The organism is Polynucleobacter sp. JS-JIR-II-50, assembly GCF_018687895.1.
Lineage (GTDB): Bacteria > Pseudomonadota > Gammaproteobacteria > Burkholderiales > Burkholderiaceae > Polynucleobacter.
Genome location: NZ_CP061307.1, coordinates 1,283,305 through 1,302,593, shown reverse-complemented (window position 1 = coordinate 1,302,593; position 19,289 = coordinate 1,283,305). Strand labels below are relative to the sequence as shown.

21 protein-coding genes and 1 tRNA gene are annotated in these 19,289 nt (G+C 45.9%); 14 read left to right on the top strand and 8 right to left on the bottom strand.

The features are described 5' to 3' along the window. Positions 1 to 7 precede the first annotated feature (7 nt). Positions 8 to 988: a tripartite tricarboxylate transporter substrate binding protein gene (locus tag FD963_RS06455; protein ID WP_215361238.1), complete on the bottom strand. Its 981-nt coding sequence runs from the start codon at positions 986 to 988 to the stop codon at positions 8 to 10. 89 nt (positions 989 to 1,077) lie between these two features. On the opposite strand from FD963_RS06455, the gene FD963_RS06450 reads away from it, so the two are divergent. Beyond that, on the top strand, positions 1,078 to 2,418 hold the full coding sequence (locus FD963_RS06450) for an aspartate aminotransferase family protein (protein WP_215363915.1): 1,341 nt from the start codon (positions 1,078 to 1,080) through the stop codon (positions 2,416 to 2,418). Positions 2,419 to 2,442: 24 nt separating this feature from the next. Here FD963_RS06450 and FD963_RS06445 read toward each other — a convergent pair whose 3' ends face one another. Beyond that, positions 2,443 to 3,171, bottom strand: a complete 729-nt coding sequence (locus tag FD963_RS06445) for an LrgB family protein (RefSeq protein WP_215361236.1) — start codon at positions 3,169 to 3,171, stop codon at positions 2,443 to 2,445. Continuing rightward, on the bottom strand, positions 3,164 to 3,511 hold the full coding sequence (locus tag FD963_RS06440) for a CidA/LrgA family protein (protein ID WP_215361235.1): 348 nt from the start codon (positions 3,509 to 3,511) through the stop codon (positions 3,164 to 3,166). Before FD963_RS06440 ends, FD963_RS06445 begins: the two co-directional genes overlap by 8 nt. Positions 3,512 to 3,729: 218 nt before the next feature. On the opposite strand from FD963_RS06440, the gene FD963_RS06435 reads away from it, so the two are divergent. From FD963_RS06435 to soxA, 12 genes are all read left to right on the top strand, one after another. Next, positions 3,730 to 4,881, top strand: a complete 1,152-nt coding sequence (locus FD963_RS06435; protein ID WP_215357072.1) for a branched-chain amino acid ABC transporter substrate-binding protein — start codon at positions 3,730 to 3,732, stop codon at positions 4,879 to 4,881. A 31-nt stretch (positions 4,882 to 4,912) separates the two neighbouring features. Then, positions 4,913 to 5,845 (top strand): branched-chain amino acid ABC transporter permease, encoded by a 933-nt coding sequence (locus FD963_RS06430; protein WP_215361233.1) that lies wholly within the window; start codon positions 4,913 to 4,915, stop codon positions 5,843 to 5,845. 2 nt (positions 5,846 to 5,847) lie between these two features. Then, complete coding sequence (locus FD963_RS06425; protein WP_215361231.1) at positions 5,848 to 6,990, top strand: branched-chain amino acid ABC transporter permease; 1,143 nt, start codon at positions 5,848 to 5,850, stop codon at positions 6,988 to 6,990. Next, complete coding sequence (locus tag FD963_RS06420; RefSeq protein WP_215361229.1) at positions 6,987 to 7,781, top strand: ABC transporter ATP-binding protein; 795 nt, start codon at positions 6,987 to 6,989, stop codon at positions 7,779 to 7,781. Before FD963_RS06425 ends, FD963_RS06420 begins: the two co-directional genes overlap by 4 nt. A 2-nt stretch (positions 7,782 to 7,783) precedes the next feature. After that, a complete protein-coding gene (locus tag FD963_RS06415) occupies positions 7,784 to 8,491 on the top strand; it encodes an ABC transporter ATP-binding protein (protein ID WP_215361227.1) in 708 nt (235 codons plus the stop codon). Then, positions 8,492 to 9,643 (top strand): M20 family metallopeptidase, encoded by a 1,152-nt coding sequence (locus tag FD963_RS06410; protein WP_215361225.1) that lies wholly within the window; start codon positions 8,492 to 8,494, stop codon positions 9,641 to 9,643. It begins immediately after the preceding gene. A 124-nt stretch (positions 9,644 to 9,767) separates the two neighbouring features. Beyond that, complete coding sequence (locus FD963_RS06405) at positions 9,768 to 10,217, top strand: (2Fe-2S)-binding protein (RefSeq protein WP_215361222.1); 450 nt, start codon at positions 9,768 to 9,770, stop codon at positions 10,215 to 10,217. 10 nt (positions 10,218 to 10,227) lie between these two features. Continuing rightward, a complete protein-coding gene (locus tag FD963_RS06400; RefSeq protein ID WP_251367202.1) occupies positions 10,228 to 12,444 on the top strand; it encodes a molybdopterin cofactor-binding domain-containing protein in 2,217 nt (738 codons plus the stop codon). A gap of 27 nt (positions 12,445 to 12,471) precedes the next feature. Beyond that, positions 12,472 to 12,912 carry a sulfur oxidation c-type cytochrome SoxX gene (soxX, locus tag FD963_RS06395; protein WP_215361219.1) on the top strand — a complete coding sequence of 147 codons (441 nt, stop codon included), beginning with the start codon at positions 12,472 to 12,474 and terminating at the stop codon, positions 12,910 to 12,912. Positions 12,913 to 12,923: 11 nt separating this feature from the next. Further along, a complete protein-coding gene (locus tag FD963_RS06390; protein ID WP_215361218.1) occupies positions 12,924 to 13,394 on the top strand; it encodes a SoxY-related AACIE arm protein in 471 nt (156 codons plus the stop codon). After that, the gene (locus FD963_RS06385; RefSeq protein WP_215361217.1) at positions 13,391 to 13,720 is read left to right on the top strand and encodes a thiosulfate oxidation carrier complex protein SoxZ; all 330 of its coding nucleotides are present in this window, start codon (positions 13,391 to 13,393) and stop codon (positions 13,718 to 13,720) included. The genes FD963_RS06390 and FD963_RS06385 overlap by 4 nt, the downstream gene beginning before the upstream one ends. Before the next feature lie 59 nt (positions 13,721 to 13,779). Next, positions 13,780 to 14,499 (top strand): sulfur oxidation c-type cytochrome SoxA, encoded by a 720-nt coding sequence (gene soxA / locus FD963_RS06380; protein WP_215361215.1) that lies wholly within the window; start codon positions 13,780 to 13,782, stop codon positions 14,497 to 14,499. Positions 14,500 to 14,515: 16 nt separating this feature from the next. On the opposite strand, the gene purU is transcribed toward soxA, so the two are convergent. The 4 genes from purU to FD963_RS06360 form a co-directional block, all read right to left on the bottom strand. After that, positions 14,516 to 15,370, bottom strand: a complete 855-nt coding sequence (gene purU, locus FD963_RS06375) for a formyltetrahydrofolate deformylase (RefSeq protein WP_215361213.1) — start codon at positions 15,368 to 15,370, stop codon at positions 14,516 to 14,518. Positions 15,371 to 15,445: 75 nt separating this feature from the next. Next, on the bottom strand, positions 15,446 to 15,856 hold the full coding sequence (locus FD963_RS06370; protein ID WP_215361211.1) for a hypothetical protein: 411 nt from the start codon (positions 15,854 to 15,856) through the stop codon (positions 15,446 to 15,448). Continuing rightward, on the bottom strand, positions 15,807 to 16,211 hold the full coding sequence (locus tag FD963_RS06365; RefSeq protein ID WP_215361210.1) for a surface-adhesin E family protein: 405 nt from the start codon (positions 16,209 to 16,211) through the stop codon (positions 15,807 to 15,809). The genes FD963_RS06370 and FD963_RS06365 overlap by 50 nt, the downstream gene beginning before the upstream one ends. An 89-nt stretch (positions 16,212 to 16,300) precedes the next feature. Continuing rightward, entirely contained in the window at positions 16,301 to 18,760 is a 2,460-nt protein-coding gene (locus tag FD963_RS06360) for a penicillin acylase family protein (RefSeq protein ID WP_215361209.1), read from the bottom strand. Positions 18,761 to 18,885: 125 nt separating this feature from the next. Between FD963_RS06360 and FD963_RS06355 the strand changes: the two genes are divergently transcribed. Then, positions 18,886 to 18,974 (top strand) — tRNA-Leu (locus tag FD963_RS06355). Between the two features lie 96 nt (positions 18,975 to 19,070). Here the strand turns inward: FD963_RS06355 and FD963_RS10350 are convergent. Then, entirely contained in the window at positions 19,071 to 19,214 is a 144-nt protein-coding gene (locus FD963_RS10350) for a hypothetical protein (protein ID WP_251367201.1), read from the bottom strand. Positions 19,215 to 19,289: the final 75 nt, after the last annotated feature.

Sequence of the window (19,289 nt, the reverse complement as noted above, 5' to 3'; positions counted from 1 at the left end):
TAACGGCTTAATCAACTTTAACATTCGCTGACTTTACTACCTTCTCCCATTTACTAGCTTCGCTTGCAGTAATTTCAGATAATTTCTCAGAGTTTGCAAACTGAGGGTGAATACCTTGTGCTGCCATACGCGCTTTGAAATCGGGATTCGTGAGAATTTTACGGATTTCTTTTTCTAATTTTGCAATGATTACTGGAGATGTTCCTTTGGGAACATAAATCGCATAGAAGTTTTCTACATCAAACTGCTTCATGCCATCTTGTCCGAGAGTGGGAACATTGGGCATTAAAGGAGAGCGTTCTGCTGCAGCGATAGCAATCGGGCGTAGCTTGCCACTCTGAATGTGGGGCAATGAAGCGGTCACGCTGTCAAACATCATGAGGGTGTTGCCCGCAATCAAATCAGGCAAAGCAAAGCTGCTGCCCTTATAAGGGATATGCGTTCCCGTTGCTCCAATACGCTGCATAAACAAAGTGGATTCTAAGTGGGAGAGGCTGCCATTACCTTGGGATGCGTAATTAAAGTCACCCTTTTTAGACTTGATGAATGCAATGAGTTCAGGAAGATTTTTGGCTGGTACAGATGGATTCACCACGATTAGGTGGGGGATTGTTCCAATTAATGCCACCGGAACAAAATCTTTCTGCAAGTCAGCCGGCGGATTTTTAAATAGGGCTGAAGAAATCGATTGATTTGTCAGCGCACTAATGTTGATGGTGTAGCCATCCGGAGCGGCTTTAGCAGCGGCTTGTAAGCCAATCATTCCACCAGCGCCTGGTTTGTTTTCGACAACGATGGATTGACCCAATGCTTCCGCCAGTGGGGCCGTCACGCTGCGCGCAAAGATATCAGTAGATCCGCCTGCAGGAAAGGACACAATCGCAACAATCGGTTTTTTAGGCCAATCTGTATCGGAGGCGGCAAGAGCCGTGTTACTTAAAGTCAAAAGTCCTAAGGAGCCAAGGATGAGAGATTTGAAATAGTGCATTTAATGATCCGATAGTGAGATGAGTAATATAGTATTGGAAATTCAGAATCTAGTTTTAAAAAGATCAAATAGAGAAACGCATGACAACAATGAACAAAACAACCAGCGGAATTGATATGTCAGCTTATTGGCTGCCATTTACACCTAACCGCTACTTTCAGCACCATCCGAAGATCATGCAGTCAGCTAAGGGAGCTTACTACTTTGATGATCAGGGTCGTAAGCTATTTGATGGTTTATCTGGGCTGTGGTGCTCTCCATTGGGGCATGCTGATCCACGTATTGGTGCAGCTATTCAAAAGCAGTTTGAAACGATGGATTATTGCCCTGCATTTCAGATGGCCAGTGAAACAACTTTTAGCTTGGCTAGTCGAATTGCGAAGATGGCGCCAGAGGGATTGGACAAGGTATTTTTTACCAACTCTGGTTCTGAGGCGGTTGATACTGCATTGAAGATCGCCATTGGTTATCACCGAGTAATGGGCAATGCATCCCGTATTCGACTAATTGGACGAGATCGCGCTTATCACGGCGTTGGTATCGCTGGTATATCGGTGGGTGGTATGGTCGCCAATCGCAAGATGTTTGCCAGCATGATGATGCCCGGTGTAGATCATTTGCCTCATACATTAAATCTCTCGCAGATGGCTTTCTCAAAAGGGCAACCAAAGTGGGGGGCGCATTTGGCAGAAGAGTTAGAAAAGATTGTTGCTCTCCATGATGCCAATACGATTGCCGCTGTCATCATGGAGCCTGTGCAGGGATCAACCGGAGTAATAGTGCCACCGGATGGCTATTTACAAAAGATTCGTGAGATCTGTACTAAGCACGGTATTTTGCTGATCTTTGATGAGGTGATTACCGGCTTTGGTCGCTTAGGCGCAAACTTCGGCGCAGATCGTTTTGGCGTGATACCCGACATGATTACATTTGCTAAAGGGATTACGAATGGTGTGATTCCAATGGGTGGCGTGATTGTGCGTGGAGATATTTACGACAACATTATTTCGAATGGTGGGCAAGAGCAAGCGATTGAATTTTTCCATGGCTATACCTACTCAGGTCATCCGATACCTGCGGCTGCAGGCCATGCAGTGCTCGATATCTTTGAGTCTGATGATTTGGTCAATCGGGCTCGAGCACTAGAACCTGTTTTAGAAAATGGACTTCATGCCCTAAAGGGTAAGTCTGGCATTTTGGATATTCGCAACTTTGGTTTATCTGGCGCTGTTGAGCTTGACCCTGTTCCAGGAAAGCCTGGTCTTCGTTCCATGAAGGTGCTGGAGGCCTGCATCGAAAGAGGTGCTTTGGTAAGGGTGGCGGGTGACGCTATTGCCGTAGGCCCCCCATTTATCTCCAAGCCTGAAGAAGTGGAATTTCTGTGTAGCGTTTTAGGCGATGCTATTGATGTAGCGATGCAGATTACATAAGCGGATTAAAAAAACAGAGATCTATCACTTGTTAAATAAGTGATAGATCACAGGAATTGCTACTGCGCTGACAACGCCATTCATGCCCATCGCCAGACTGGCGTATGTTCCTGCTTCAGGATGAATGCTAAATGCACGTGAGGTGCCGATGCCGTGAGCACCAATGCCAATGGCAAAACCTCTTTGCCACCAAGCTTTCATACCCAATGCGTTCAATACAAAGGGTGCCAAAATAGCACCTAGTATTCCGGTGCTCACGGCAAAGATGGCCGTTAGAGTGGGTGAGACGCCAATACGTTCTGCAATACCCATGGCAATTGGTGCTGTGACTGATTTGGGATACATTGCTCCAGTAATGCTGGAGTCCGCCCCGAGCACAGTAGCAATGCCTACCGCACTGATGATTGACGCCAATCCACCCGTGCATAGCGAGGCAATTAAAGGGAGCGATCTTCCTTTAAGGCTACTCAACCCTCTATAGATGGGGATAGCTAAAGATACTGTCGCCGATCCTAATAAAAAGTGAATAAACTGAGCTCCCTCAAAATAGGTTGAGTAGGGCATTTCAATAAATTGAATCGTGCTTGCCACAATCAGAATGGCAATTGCTACTGGATTGGCCAATGGATTCTGATGGCTGGCCTTATAAATACTGAGCCCAATTTGATAAGCCGCCAGCGTAATGAATAAGGCAAAAAGCGGGCTACCCGATAAGTAAACCCAAATCTCGACGATAGAGTGCTTTTCACTCATGAGATTCTTTCTTACTCAATAAACGAGCGACTAATGCGCTAGAGGCAATAGTGAGGATGACGCTACCAATGAGGGCGCTAATAATGGCCCATGCATTTGCTTTGAGCTGGGGCAAGAAAAGCACCACGCCAACGGCAGCTGGAACAAAGAGAAGCCCAAGGTATTGACTAAAGCCATCACCCACCATAGCTAGGTCGGAATTAATTCCTTTGCGCAAAACAAGCCACAGCACCAAGAGAACTAATCCAATGACCGGACCAGGGAGCGTCGGCAAAAGGAACTTAGAAACAAGTTCACCCAGGCTTTGAAAGAGAAGGATTTGTACAAGGCCAAAAATCATGCTCCTATCTTACCGCCTGCGTGAATAGAGTGCTCATATAACCATCTCAGTGCCTGAGGCACCAAAGGAGGGGTTTTTCTGGGGTCTCACCATATCTTCTTGAGTTAAATTTGATTTGTACAAAGATATCCTAATGATCCCAGTCAATATCTTGTATACAAAACCTTGCTACACTGGTTTGAAAATAGCAGTTCATACTAATAAATAGGAGATTCAACATGAAGTCACTTGTATCTGGCTTGCTTCTTGCTTTGTGTTCCAGCCTTTCTTTTTCTGTATCGGCTAAAGATACGGTCAAGATTGCCTACATTGGGCCATTGACCGGAGGTGTTTCCGCAAATGGTATTGGTGGTCGTAACTCTGCTGATCTAGCGGTTCGCCTCAAAAACCAAGACCCGAATGCTAAATATAAGTATGAATTGGTTACTGCAGATGATGAGTGCAAGCCAAACGTTGGCGTTCAAGTTGCTACCAAAATTGCGTCAGATAGCTCCATCATCGCGGGTGTAACTCATTACTGCTCAGCAGTCGCAATGAGTACTGTCGACGTTTATCACAAGTTTGGATTGCCAGTCATGGTGTGGGGTGCCGTTCTACCTGAAATCACTTATGGCAATGACTATAAAGAGATTCATCGTGTAAACGGTACGATGATTAATCAAAATGAAGTGGCAGCCAAATTCTTAACTGGCTTAGGCTACAAGAAGTGGGTCATCATTCATGACACTACCGATTACGGCAAAGGTCACAATAAGTATTTCTCTCAGTTCCTGACTAAAAATGGCGGCCAGATCTTAGGTACCTTTGGCGTCACTGCTGATCAGCAAGACTTCACTGCCGAATTAACCAAAATTAAGCAATTGAACCCTGAAGTGGTTTACTTTGGTGGCCTCACACCAATTGGTATTCGTATCCGTACACAAATGGATCGCTTGGGTATCAAGGCGGTATTTGAAGGAACCTCCGGAATTAAGTCTGATGCTTACATCGAGGGCTTAGGTAAATTATCTGAAGGCTCTTTGTCTTTCATTGAGGGTGCGCCATGGGAAAAACTCCCAGGTGGACTTGAGTTCATTGCCAAGTATTCACAACAAAAGTATCCAGATGCGCCTGAAGCTTACGGTCCTTTTGCCTATACCGCGACTAATTTGATCATGGCTGCAATTGAAAAGGCAGGCCCTAATCGCAAGAAGGTCATGGATCTTTTAAATAACACCCAAAACGTAGAAACGATTATTGGCAAAGTCAGTTTTGATGATCATCGTCAAAACATTGTTCCTTTGATCTCTAAGTATGTTGCGCAAGATGGCAAATGGGTTCTCTGGGAAGATAGTCTCTATGCTAAGAAGCAGCGTAAGTTAGGGCAGTAATTGAAATCGTAGTAGAAGAGGGTAATTTTGCATGTCATTTGATATTTTTTTGCAGTACCTGCTCAATGGTTTGATGTTAGGCGTCATTTATGCAATCGTGGCAGTTGGATTTACCCTCTACTTCGGTGTTTTAGATGTCATTAAGTTTTCTCACGGTGACATCCTCATGGTGGGGGCCTTTGCTGGCCTCACCGCCTATATTGGTATAGCCGAGACTTTTACTTCTCCTTGGCTACAGCTTTTAGTATTAATAGTAGTGAGTCTGGCTGTTGCAGCCTTTCTTGGGGCAGTCATTGCGCGCTACCTCATTCTGCCATTGCAGAAAGCACCCCCAATCAACACCTTATTGGTAACCTTGATGTTGGGCTTGGCGCTGCGTGAATTAGTCCGTTTGTTTTATCCAAATGGATCCAATCCCAAACCTTTTCCAAAGTTGCTACCGGTTGATGGCATTGTTCTTGGCGAATTTACGTTGCGCTCTGACAGCCTCATCTTGCTCATTACCGGAGTCTTAATCATTGTTGCGGTTCAGCGCCTGATCACCAAGAGCAAGATTGGCTTAGCTATTCGTGCGGTTGCACAAGATAGTGAAACAGCACGCATTATGGGCATTAACTTCCACCGAATTGTCTTGATCACGTTCATGTTGGGTTCAGCCTTGGCTGCACTTGCTGGCCTAATGAACGGCCTGTATTACAACGAAGTCAACTTCAGCATGGGTTTATTGCTAGGCGTGATTGGCTTCTCGGCTGCGGTAGTGGGCGGCTTGGGAAATTTCTATGGGGCGATTGTGGGAGGATTCTTATTTGCGGGACTCCAAACGATTGGCGCTGTTTTATTACCGGCCATCATGCCGAGCGTTCCAAGCGCTTACAAAGACGTCTTTGCCTTTGCGGTAATTATCATCATCATGGGATTGAAGCCTACGGGCTTGATTTCTGAAAAATCCAGCGAGCGAGTTTAAGTATGAAGTTATTAATATCTGCCTTCATTGCCTGCTTGGTCTATTGCATTTTATTGTTGGGCTCTGAAAACCAGTTAGAAGTTGGCGCTCTCGTAATCCTCGCGTTTGTAACCAGTTTGATTGGTAAAAAATTAGGGTTGATGGATAAGCTTACGATTGCTGTAAGAGAGCATCCACAGTTTCCTGCTTTTGCGTCGATTACTGGTGTGCTGATAACCATGCTGGTGTTCCACAATTCACACTTTGCGCTATTGATGCTCGCTACTGTGCTGATCTATTCCATTGTTTGCCTTGGCTTAAACATTCAATTTGGTTATGTCGGCATCGTGAACTTTGCAGGCGCCGCTTTCTTTGGTATCGGCAGTTATACCGCTGCAATATTGGCAACCCACACCGCGATCCCGCATTTGCTGGTTCTATTTATCGCCGCAGGCATCTCTGCCCTGATTGGTTCCATATTGATCTATCCCGTGTTGAGAACACGTGGGCACTATGCGGCTTTAGTCACCATTGCATTTGGCATCCTATTCCGTAATTTCTTGGAGGTGAATGACACCTTGGGAGGTCCGCAGGGGTTAAAGATTCCTCCGCTGACTATTTTTGGCTGGAATTTATCGGATGGTTTGGACATTGGCGGTTTTGAGCTGTCTTTCTACATCCCATACCTCCTGATCGCATTAGTTCTGCTAATAGCTAGTTTTAGGATCACCCGCAATCTAGAGCGTTCATGGATTGGTCTCAGTATGGATATGGTCCGTACAGATGAAATTGCAGCCTCTACTTTTGGTGTGAATATTGCGCACTGGAAGGTAGTGGCATTTACATTGGGTAACTTTATTGCTGGTATGGCGGGAGCACTCTATGGAATGATGACGGCCTATGTTGCTCCTAATAACTTTACCTTTGCTGACTCCTTGATATTGGTATCAATTGTGATTTTGGGTGGTATTGGTAATCCTTGGGGAATCATTCCTGCGGCAGCTATTGTGGTAATTCTTCCTGAGAAACTGCAGTTCATTCAGGAATATCGTTTCTTGCTCTATGCCATTGTGGTGATCTTGATCTTGCTATTCCGTCCTGATGGTTTGCTACCAAGGCGGATTCGAGAGTATTTCCCGGGCAACAAAGCGGGAGGTCAAAAATGAGTTCATTGACATCATCAAAGAAGCAAATTCTAGTTTCCGAAAAACTCACCATGCGTTTCGGCGGCGTGACAGCATTGGATTCATTAGATCTTCATGTGAATGAGGGGGAGGTATTGGGGTTGCTAGGTCCAAATGGTTCAGGCAAAACTACTTTCTTTAATGTGATTACCGGTCTGTATCGGGCAAGCTCAGGAAGTGTTTCATTTCGCGGTGAGAATTTAACTGATGCTACTGCTCAGCAAGTGTATTTGCATGCGATTACTCGTACGTTTCAACGCTCGCGTTTGTCTTTGCCTCTAACGGTCTTCGATAACATCGCCATTGGTGATAACCGTCGATTAAATTCTGGGCTTTTCTTTAATTTGTTTCAAAGGGAAAAGTTCAAGCAAGAATACGAAGGCTTGGTTGAGCAGGTAAGGCAGCTGCTCCTTACATTTAATCCTAAGTTAGCTGACAAAATATTTGAGCCAGTGGCAAGCTTGCCAATGATTGATCGCCGCCGCATTGAAATCTGCAGAGCCTTGATCAGTCAACCTGATTTACTTCTTCTAGATGAGCCTTCAGCCGGCATGACTCATGATGAGACCGCTGAAGTAATGGATGACATTTTGCAAGTACGCAGCAAGATTAAGCCATTCACCATTATTTTGATTGAGCATGAAATGGGTTTGATTCAACGAATGACGGAGCGTTGTATTGTTCTGAACTATGGCAAGAAGATCGCTGAGGGCACTTACGATGAGATCGTGAACAATCGCGAAGTGCAAGTCGCTTATTTGGGGCAGGAATAATCATGGCCTTATTAGAGATTGAACACATTTATACCGCGTACGATCGGATTGATGTACTAGAAGACGTATCAATTAAAGTCGAGAAGGGTGAAATCACCTGCATTCTTGGCGCCAATGGAGCCGGTAAATCCACCTTAATTCGATCTGTCTTGGGATTGACCCCAGTGAATCGTGGAAAAATTATTTTTAATGGTGTGGATATCGCCCACTTACCAACACATCGCATTATTGAAGCAGGGATTGCATGTGTTCCAGAAGGGCGTCGCGTGTTTCCGCGTATGACGGTGGATGAAAATCTATCTGCTGGAGCATATTTGGTAACCGACAAAAAGGTCATTGAAGAGCGTCGCGAGCATGTGAAGCATTTATTTCCGCGCCTTGCGGAGCGCTCTAATCAGTTGGCAGGGACTATGTCTGGTGGCGAGCAAGCCATGCTGGCTATTAGCCGCAGCCTAATGAGTTCGCCTGAGTTGCTGATATTTGATGAGCCTTCACTCGGCCTGTCACCTTTGTTTGTAAAAGAAAACTTTAAAATCATTAAAGAAATTAATCAAATGGGGACCACGGTCTTATTGGTTGAGCAGAATGTTCGACAAACTTTGGCAATCGCCCATCGTGGCTATGTCATCACCAAAGGTCAAGTGGTAGCCGAGGGAAGCGCTACTGGATTGGCTGAGAACGCCGAAGTTCAAGCCGCTTATTTTGGATAAATGATGATGACAAATAGCATTCCTGATCCAATTGAATTAACTCAAGAGCTGATTCGTTTTAATACGATCAATCCCCCGGGAAATGAAGATCAAGTTTGTGAATATCTAGCCAAACTTTTAGAGTCGGTGGGCTATGAATGTCGCAAGATTGAATTTGCTCCACATCGAATGAGTCTGGTGGCCAAAATTGGCACCTGTTCCGATCAAAAGCCAAGCATCTGCTTTACTGGGCATGTAGACGTTGTTCCTTTGGGTGCTCGCACTTGGAAATACGAACCCTTTGCCTGCATTATTGAAGATGGCAAGCTATATGGGCGCGGCTCTAGTGATATGAAGAGTGGCGTCGCTGCTTTTGTTGTTGCAGCTATGAAAATGGCTGACTCCGCAAAGCAAGGCGCTGGCGTGAGCATGATCATTACCGCAGGAGAAGAGACGGGCTGCGAGGGCGCATTTCATTTGGCAGCCAACCAAGAGATTTTGGATTTTCTGGGCCCTGCTGGATGCTTTATTGTGGCTGAGCCAACTGCCAATGAACCTTTGCTGGGTCATAAAGGGGCTTACTGGTTAAAAGCCTCCACCGATGGAGTCACAGCACATGGCTCGATGCCTGAGCGTGGAGACAATGCGTTCTATAAGCTAGCTAAGGCGGCATTAACGCTGGAGAAATTTACCTTCGATACTCCGGCTCATGAGTTAATGGGGCAGGGCACTCTTAATGTAGGCACTGCTAAATCAGGCATCAATATCAACTCGGTTCCTGATGCAGCAGAAATGACGCTGGATATTCGCACGGTTGCAGGGCAAAGTCACAAACATATTTACGGCTGTCTATGTAAAGCGCTAGGCCCCACCGTTCGCCTGGACACTATTATTGATATTGAAGGGGTGTTCACGCCCGCTGCAGATCCCTGGATGGCAAGCGTGTTTGATTTTTGTGAAAAGATTAATGGGGTTCGCCCAATCGAAAAGACCGTGTCTTACTTTACCGATGCATCAGCATTAAAGCCCGCTATCGGCAATCCACCTACGGTGATTCTGGGGCCAGGCCAGCCAGAAATGGCCCATCAAACTGACGAATTTTGTTATGTCGACAAGATTACAGACGCGACCCAGTTATTTTCTGAATTAATCCTTGATTGGCAGGCTCACTAGTCCTTCGCCCTCGATGTATATGTTGCATTGCAATATATTAATTCTTAGTTAAGATAAGCACACGATAAGAAGGGGTAATGAAGTTGCCCCTGAAACCATAAAAAGAATTTATAGGAGAGCACTCATGGCTGAATTGAATGTCAATGGCAAAAAATATAAGGTGGACGTAGATCCAGAAACCCCATTGCTTTGGGTAATCCGCGAACAGGTGGGATTAACCGGCACTAAGTATGGATGTGGAGTTGGTCAATGCGGCGCATGCACAGTGTTATTTGAAGGCCAAGCTATGCGTAGCTGCTCTATTCCAGTAGCTGCAGCTGAGGGTAAAAAAATCGAGACCATTGAAAGTTTAGAGAAGAGTGGTCAGCTTTCTAAAGTTCAAAAAGCGTGGGTAGACAATCAAGTGCCTCAGTGTGGTTACTGTCAGTCTGGCATGGTGATGGCAACCACCGCTTTGTTAAGAAATAATCCAAAGCCTACCGATGCGCAGATCGATGAATCCATTACTAATATCTGCCGCTGCGGCACATTCCAGCAAGTGCGTGCAGCGATTCATGCAGCTAGCAAGGCTTAAGGGGAAAGACATGACTACAAATACAAATACTTCCCGTCGCCATTTTGTTATTGGCTCTAGCGCCATTGCCACTGGCTTAGCTATTGGCTTTGATCTCTCATTCATGTCTGCTGCAAATGCAGCGGTTGGTTCGGGCGCATCCGCTATGGCCCCATTAGCCACTCCAGAAATTGGTGTGTGGGTAGTGGTAAAGCCAAACGATGATGTTGTTGTGCGTATTGTGCGCTCCGAAATGGGTCAGGGCACGATCACAGGTTTAGCTCAGATGGTTGCAGAAGAGTTGCAGTGTGACTGGAAAAAAGTGTCTTATGACTATCCATCCCCTGGCGAGAATTTAAAACGTAACAAAGTGTGGGGTAGCTATTCCACTGGCGGTAGCCGTGGCATTCGTACTTCTGAGCAATATGTTCGTAAAGGTGGAGCTGCTGCGCGCATCATGTTGATTCAGGCTGCAGCTAACCAATGGAATGTTCCTGCCTCTGAATGCGTAGCAAAAGATAGCGTGATTACCCATACACCGTCTGGCAAAAAAACGACTTTCGGTAAAGTATCTGTAGCAGCATCACAGTTGGAAGTGCCAAAAGACGTCCCATTGAAAGATCCCAAAGAGTGGACCTTGATTGGTAAGCCTGTCAATCGTATCGACGGTGTTTCTGACAAGGTGACTGGTCGACAGGTCTATGCAATTGACTTGAAGATGCCAGGCATGCTGGTAGCTAATATTAAAGAGTCTCCAGTATTTGGCGGTAAAGTGAAAAGCTACGATGCGGCTAAAGCGCAGAGTATGAAAGGCGTTAAGAAAGTAGTTCAGGTAGGTGATTCAGCAGTGGCCGTTGTCGCTGAAACATTTTGGCAGGCTAAAACTGCGTTAGACCAAGTGAATATCGTTTGGGATAGCGGCGATAACGTCAATGTCTCCAGCGCTTCTATTAAGAAGATGTTGGAAGAGGGTCTGAACGCTGATGATGCTTTTGTACATAACACCAATGGCGATGTCAAAGCAGCCATGTCTGGCGCATCTAAGAAATTAGAGGCTACTTATTTCTACCCATTCTTAAATCATGCCACCCTAGAGCCGCAAACAGCGACTGCAAAATGGACCGCTGACTCTTGTGAGGCTTGGGTTCCTACTCAAGACGGTGAAGCTTCATTGGCGGCTGTGATTGCTGCATCTGGACTTCCTGCGGAAAAATGTAATGTCTATAAGGTAAACCTTGGCGGTGGCTTTGGTCGTCGTGGAGCCTTCCAGGATTACACAACACAAGCGGTGAATATTGCCAAGCAAATGCCAGGTACTCCTATCAAGTTGATTTGGACTCGTGAAGAGGATATGACCCAGGGTCGTTACCATCCCGTAATGATGTGTAAGATGACTGCTGCAATCGATGACAAGAAAAACGTCACTGGTATCAATATGCGCTTGTCAGGTCAGTCCATCTTGGCTGCAGTACGTCCAGCAGTAGTTGCCGCAAACAAAGGTAAGGATCCGCTAGCATTCCAGGGTCTCGAGGATAGTGGTGAGCATGGCATTACTTATAGCTTCCCTAATCTTACTATTGACCACGCTATGCGTAACACCCACGTGCCACCAGGATTCTGGCGTGGTGTGAACGTTAACCAAAACGCCATCTTTATTGAAACGTTTATGGATGAGTTGGCTGAAGCAACCGGCATGGATGCAGTAGAGTTCCGTCGCAAGCATATGGAAAAGTACCCGCGTGCAATTGCAGTATTGAATGCAGTGGCTGATGGTATCGGTTGGACTAAACCAGCTGCCCCAGGCGTCTATCGTGGTGTTGCGCAAATGCGCTCATTCGGCAGTTATGTTGCTGCAGCTTGTGAACTGTCTGTTACTAATGGCAATGAAGTGAAGATTCATCGCATTGTTGCTGCTACAGATCCAGGTTATGCAGTGAACCCTGCGCAAATTGCCCGTCAAGTGTCTGGTTCGTTTGTTTATGGCTTATCCGCTTTATTTGAAGAAGAGATTACGATCGAAAAAGGCGCCGTTGTGCAGAAGAACTTCGATACCTTTAACTCGATTCGCCTTTTTCAAATGCCAAAAGTGGAAACCATCATCATTCAAGGTGGCGGTAAAGAATGGGGTGGGGTAGGTGAACCAACGATTGCTGTAGCTGCTCCAGCGGTTCTCAATGCTATTTATCGTGCAACAGGTAAACGCTTGCGCACCGTGCCTTTGAAAAACAGCGGCATCAAGTTGGTTTAAGACTTAGCTCACAGTGAAATTGTGTCGATGAGAAAGAGGATTGCACTAGCGTTTTTATTGCTAGTCATCCTCAATCTGAATGCTGTGCGTGCTCAAGTAATTACGGGGGATTCGATTTTCGAATCCCTTTCTTCTGAGGCGGGCAATCCAGTACGTGGCAGGGCAATCGTGGCAAGTCGTCAAACGGGTTTATGTTTGTTATGTCATAGCGGCCCCTTTCCAGAAGAGCGCTTTCAAGGGAACTTAGCCCCTGAATTGAAGGCGAGCGTAGCGAGGTTAAATGCACCTCAATTAAGAGCGCGTATTGTGAATGCAGCACATTTCAATCCACAAACGATCATGCCGGCCTACTATCAAACAAGCCATCTCAATCGTGTAGCCCCTAAATTCGTTGGTCAAAACATACTGAGTGGCCAAGAGATTGAAGATGTGGTCGCTTTTTTAATGACTTTAAATAATCAAAACTAACTGAACTCTAGATGAAAAATATTCAGTATCGCCGGCAATGGCTTAAGCAAGTTCAAGGTCTTGGACTGATAGCCCTAGGCTTGTTAGCAAATCCTTTAACAGTCTTTGCTAAAAAAGAAGAGGCTGATGAGGCCATTAAAAAGATTGTTGGTGGTGCAGCTATTCGGGAGGGTAAGGTAACCTTAACTATTCCTCCGCTGGTGGAGAACGGTAATCTAGTGGTCTTGAAGGTCAGTGTTGATAGTCCCATGACCACCAATGATTATGTCAAGACCATACATGTGATTGCCGAGGGCAATCCTTTGCCTAATATCTTTACCGTTTACCTTACTCCACGTTCGGGCACTGCAAATATTACGACGCGCGTTCGTTTAGCCGATAGCCAGAAGGTATGGGCTATTGCACAGATGAGTAATGGTAGTTTTTGGCAAGGCTCTGCTGAAACTCTGGTAACCCTTTCAGCATGTACGGAGATGGTATGAGTAAAACTTCCCGCACATCCATTACGATGCCCGCTACGGCCAAAAAAGATTCCATTATTGAGATTCGCGCAATTGCGCAGCATGATATGGAGTCAGGTTTTCGATATACCGAAGGCGGCAAGCTCATTCCTCGCGACATCATTCGCACCTTTACCTGCACCTACAACACTGTCGAAGTGTTTAAAGCAGATTTCTATTCGGGGATTGGGGCCAATCCCTTAATCATCTTTACGACGATCGCTGTGGAGTCCGGAACTCTTGAATTTAGATGGGTTGGGGATGATGGGTACGAGGCGGTAAACCAGTCTCACATTACTGTTTCGTGAATCAGCAGACATCTTTATTCCTAAGCAGTATTTATTTAATACTTGCTAACCTCATACCTATGGGGGTAGCAAAAGCAGTGCAGCCTTCCCAGCAATCGAGTTATGAACTAATGTCTGCTGAGAACAAGGCGATGCAGGATGACCCCTCACTCAATCCAGCAATGTTTTGGGTTGGTGATGGCGAAAGTCTTTGGCAACAAAAGGTAGGTCCGCAGAGCAAATCTTGTAGCACCTGTCATGGTGATGCAAAAAAATCTATGCGGGGTGTAGCGACACAATATCCGAAAGTAATTAAAGGCAAACTCCAGACCTTAGAGGGGCAAATTAATCAGTGTCGAGTTGGCGCTCAATCAGCCCCCGCTTTGGCTTACGAGAACAGAGACCTGCTAGCTTTAACAGCCTTCATTGCGTTTCAATCCAAAGGGATGCCAATTGCAGTCAGTGAAAATTCTGCTAACGCAACTTTCATGAAAATGGGTAGGCAGACCTTTAATGAGCGTATGGGGCAGCTCAATTTATCTTGTGCGCAATGCCATGAGGATAGGGCAGGTCTTAAGCTTGGTGGCAGCCCAATACCGCAAGGACATCCCAATGCCTACCCAATATATCGTTTGGAATGGCAAACCTTAGGCTCATTGCAAAGGCGCCTTCGGAACTGCATGAGCGGTGTAAGGGCGCAACAATTTGAATATGGTTCGCCAGAGATGGCGCAGTTAGAATTATTTCTGATGTGGCGAGCTAGAGGCCTACCCCTAGAGTCCCCAGGGGTGAGGCCTTAACAAAGGGCTTTCTAACTTAGTCGGAAAAGACCACTGAAGTAGCGCCATTAATTAAAACACGATCGTGCAGGTAGTAGCGTAATGCCCTGGAAAGAACGGTGCGCTCTAAATCCCGACCCTTGCGAACTAAATCATCTGGGGTATCACCATGAGTTACGCGAGTCACGTCTTGTTCGATGATCGGACCTTCATCCAAATCGCTCGTTACAAAATGGGCAGTGGCGCCAATGAGTTTGATACCGCGCGCATGCGCTTGGTGATAAGGCTTGGCACCCTTAAAGCTTGGTAGGAAAGAATGGTGTACGTTAATACAGCGACCGGATAGTTGGGTAGATAGATCATCCGATAAGATTTGCATATAGCGCGCCAGAATCACCATATCAACCTTAGACTCGGCAACGATTTCTAGAAGTCTGGCTTCTTGTGCTGGCTTGGTTTCAGGTGTGACTGGTAAGTGATAGAACGGGATATCTGCAAAATCAATGCTGGCATAGACATCACGAGGATGGTTGGAGACGATGCCGCAGATAATCATCGGCAATTCACCAATGCGCCACCGATAGAGAAGGTCGACCAGGCAATGATCTAACTTAGAAGCCATGATTAATACTCGCTTAAGATCTTTTACTGCACGCAAATCCCAAGTAAGTTCAAATCGCTTTGCAATATCCAAAAAGCCCGCTCTGAGTGAATCTACATTCGCAGGGCAACTAAAGCTAACGCGCATAAAAAATCGCTTCGAGGCTTTGTCATCAAACTGTTGGGCTTCTTCAATATCACCACCCAATTCAAATATATAAGTGGAGACCGCAGCAACAATTCCAGGTTTATTGGGGCAGGTGAGGGTGAGGTAATAGTTTTCAGTGGTCATATTAAATCGTTGGTTAATTGCTAATAAATGACAATTTTAGTCTGTTATCCCGCTGGTTTGGGCTAAGTGACCTAGTTATTGCTGAGCGGATTTTTGGGTGGAATCCGCGGGCCCCATTAAGAGCTCGCTATTGTCAGTAATCCTTGGCAGGATCACTTCGATGCAGATAGGCTTTGAGTCGATTACATTAAAAAAGCTACATTCTTTTTTGGTAGCGGCAGATGCAGCATGCTCCAGAGGGGACTTACCTGTAGCGGCGGTTGAGGCAAGGCTAACCGCTGTTCCGGGATTGGCTACAGCAGCAGTTCCAACTGCGCTGGCAGCTGCCGTACTGGAGCTGCTTAAAGCGGCTAAAGGCGCAGCACATCCGCTAATAAAAAAAACTGATACACCTAGGGCCGATAAGACAATCGGCTTTGACGTTAGTAAACCGGCTTTACTTTGTCCGGCAAGCAACGTTAAATACTCCGGCTGGCCAAGATCCATTCTCAATGGTTTCAAAAGAGCTATCTGGAGTTTTTTGTTCTTCTACCACTTTGCCTTTGCCCATGTTCCCGGAAAATACTTTAAATTCGATGGGGCGATATTTCATAGTGCTGCAATCAAATTCGTTAAGGCCAATAAGGGAGTTTGCAGTCTCTTTAGTTTTTGGATTTTGCCCTGGCTTTTTGAAATCCAACAAAGACATGATTTGCACTTTATCACCTTGCTTTTGAATCGTAGCTGCATCTACGTAAAGAGTAAAAGCATCAGGTTTGCCGATCTCTTGCCATTCTGCAAATGCGTTGGGAGAGCACATTACGGCAGCGAATAGAATAAGTAGGGAGGATAATTTTTTCATGAAAGGCCCTTTGAAATTACTGGTCACAATAAAGTTATTTTACTCGCCATGATAGGCGGCAGTGAGATTTTTAGCATTTATCGAAATGCTTATTTATTCATTAATTCAAGCTGTCGACTGGTCTTTTCTGGCTTCATCTGCAGAGGTAAATATTCATTGTTGGCCCACAGCGAGTTCATATTGCGATAGAGCTTGCTTTGTACCCATCCAGATTGACCCGTCTGATATACAAAAAGTGATTTCTCCAGATCGGATAAATCATAGACTGTCCGCAAACTTGGTGCCTGCAGTGTTTCATAGGGATTGTCGGATTGTAAAAGCTCAAGGCGTCCCACGTTGACTGAGAAGCTATCACCCGGAAAAGGCGTTTTGATATTAAACAAACTTCCAAGTAGCGGTACCTTGCTAAATGGGCGATGTTCAGAGATCGCGATATGTGCCTTACCCCAAAGCCATGACTTGGGGTCATTGCCATACTCCTTGCTTAGGTAATCTAAAGCTTTATCAAGCGCCTTATTGGATGACTCTTGACAGGATTCAACCTTCTCAGTTTTTGGATCATCACACCAGGGGCTGTTGGGATTTTTCACTTGCTGTATTAGTGGAGCGCGGTAGTTGCGTGCCCCATAATTTTCAGTAAACAGGTAGCCCAATCTAGAGAAGAGATTGCGGGTTAACTGGTCTGCCCAGGCGTTAAATAGAAGTGCGCCTGCGCTATCCACTTTCATATTGCCGTCAAAACTTTTACCAATTGCCATCGCTTGTGCGCTTAGGGGATGAGAACCTTGGCTGGTCTTAAATAGTTCTAATAATGGTGTTGCCCCAAGCGATAGGGTATCGCCTTGCATGATTTTCATATCATCAGTCGAATGGCTGCTCTTAGATTTGATGAGATCAACTATGCGGTCATAACGGGTTGGTAAGTCCCAGTCGCTCGTTAAAGGGTTGGGATTATTGGCAGCAATAACTTTTTGATTGGCAGTTGCTATCCAGCCTTGCTCAGGGTTGTTGCTGGCGGGGAGCTGCTCAAAGGGGACATAGCCATTCCAGTCATACTGCCGTTCCCAGCCAGGCGCTGGCGCAACGCCATAGAGCCCCTGGTGCAGAATTCTTTTAGGGGCGATCCCCGCTGCCTGATAAGCAATATTGCCCTCTGTGTCTGCCATCACCACGTTTTGCATTGGAGCGTAATTTTTTCTTAGCGCTTGCTTGAGTTGATCTAGGTCGGCTGCGCGATTCATATCCATTAAGCCAGCAACGGATTGATTTTCAATATCGAGGGCTGTCCAGCGCAACGCAAGAGCAAAGCGATCGGTATTAATCGTACGCTTGGCTTTTGCATAGGAATCCGAGATGACAGGACCATGTCGAGTTTCTTTTACCAAGAAAGTTAGAGAGGGGGATCCTTTGATGTCAATAATCTCTTGATGCACTTTGAACAGAAGTGGTCCATCAGGACCTCGATACATGCCTGGATTCTTCGAGTCAATTTGCTCAATGTATAAATCTTGAACATCTGGCCCGGTATTGGTAAAACTCCATGCAAACTTATCTGTTCTACCCAAAACAACCGCAGGAATTCCAGGAAGGGTCCCACCGATGACATTTAAACCAGGGGCTTCAAGGTGAGCAAAGTACCAGACAGCCGGAGCAGAAAGTCCCAGATGGGGATCATTGGCCAATAAGGGCTTGCCGGAAGTGCTGAGTTTGCCGCTCAAGGCCCAGTTATTAGAGCCGATGCCATCCCTGGCCCCCATTTGATCTAACTGACTCAACTCGGTTGAAGGCAAATTCTGAGGCTTACTTTCTGCTGGACCAGGAGAGGGAAGAAAGACCTTCAACTCTCTATACAGCTTGGAAAAATCTACATTGCTGACAGGCTCTTCATTTTCATATGGCTGGACCACTTCCCATACTTCTTTGGTGCTCAGGAATTGAGAGAGCTCAAGCCTTTGTAATTCTTTCTGCCAATTTCCACCCAAGTCATAAGCCATCATTAACATCCAGGCTACGCTATCTGTTGGCGACCAATGACCTGGTTTTGAGCCTGTTAAGAAATACTCAACTGGGAGAGCCCAGCCTAATTGCGCATTACCAGCATTGACGCCATCAGCATAGGCTTGCAGTAGACGCTTGGCAGAAACAGGGTAACGATCAAATTGGCGTTCAGCTGCACGCTTGATGCCAAGTGTGCGTACAAAGCGATCAATTTTTACGGTGTCATTACCCAAGATTTCTGAAAGTCGACCGCTCGCAATGCGTCGATTCATTTCCATTTGCCAGGAGCGTTCACTAGCATGTAGATAACCTAAGGCAAAGTAGGCATCTGCTTGGCTTTTTGCGCTGATATGTGGAATGTCGGATGCATCAAAGGTGATGGCAACAGAATCGCCTAGACTTTTAATCTTGCGTTTCCCAGAGATATTCGATTGGGCGCAATATAAATAGGCAAGAGTGACTGCTAATCCAATAATGAGGCAGGGCCCTATTAGCCATAGGCCAGCCTGTACAAGCTTGCTCAGCCCCGATGATTTTGCCGGTAAATTCATGGAGATATTTTAGATGTTTTATCTAGTGCACCCTTGGGCAGAGGGGCAAAAGGGCCCCTAGAGGCCTTGCATGCTAAAATTTCAGTTGTCTTGGTTTGTTTAGCACTGCTTTACTGTCAGTGCGGGCCCGAGTGGTGAAATCGGTAGACACAGCAGATTTAAAATCTGCCGACTCAAAAAAGTCGTGCCGGTTCGATTCCGGCCTCGGGCACCACCTCCAAACCACAATTTCCCCTATTCCTCCTTCAGGATGTATTTTTTAGGCTTTTCTCGTACCACTTTTATGGGAAATCCCAGTAAAATCAGGGCTCTAACCTACTATATAAAAGTTTTTGATTAATCCGCTGAGGATTTCATCCTCAAACTCTTCCTTTGGGTTTATCTCAACTTCTTCCTTTGGGATTAAGAAGGTAATAACACTTTCTTTTTTTATTGGAGGGTTTGCTAGTTTCATTCAAGCCGCCTCAGCTGCTCCCCCGGTAAATGCGCTCCCAATCAATGGGCAGGTTGTCGCTGGTTCCGCCTCCAT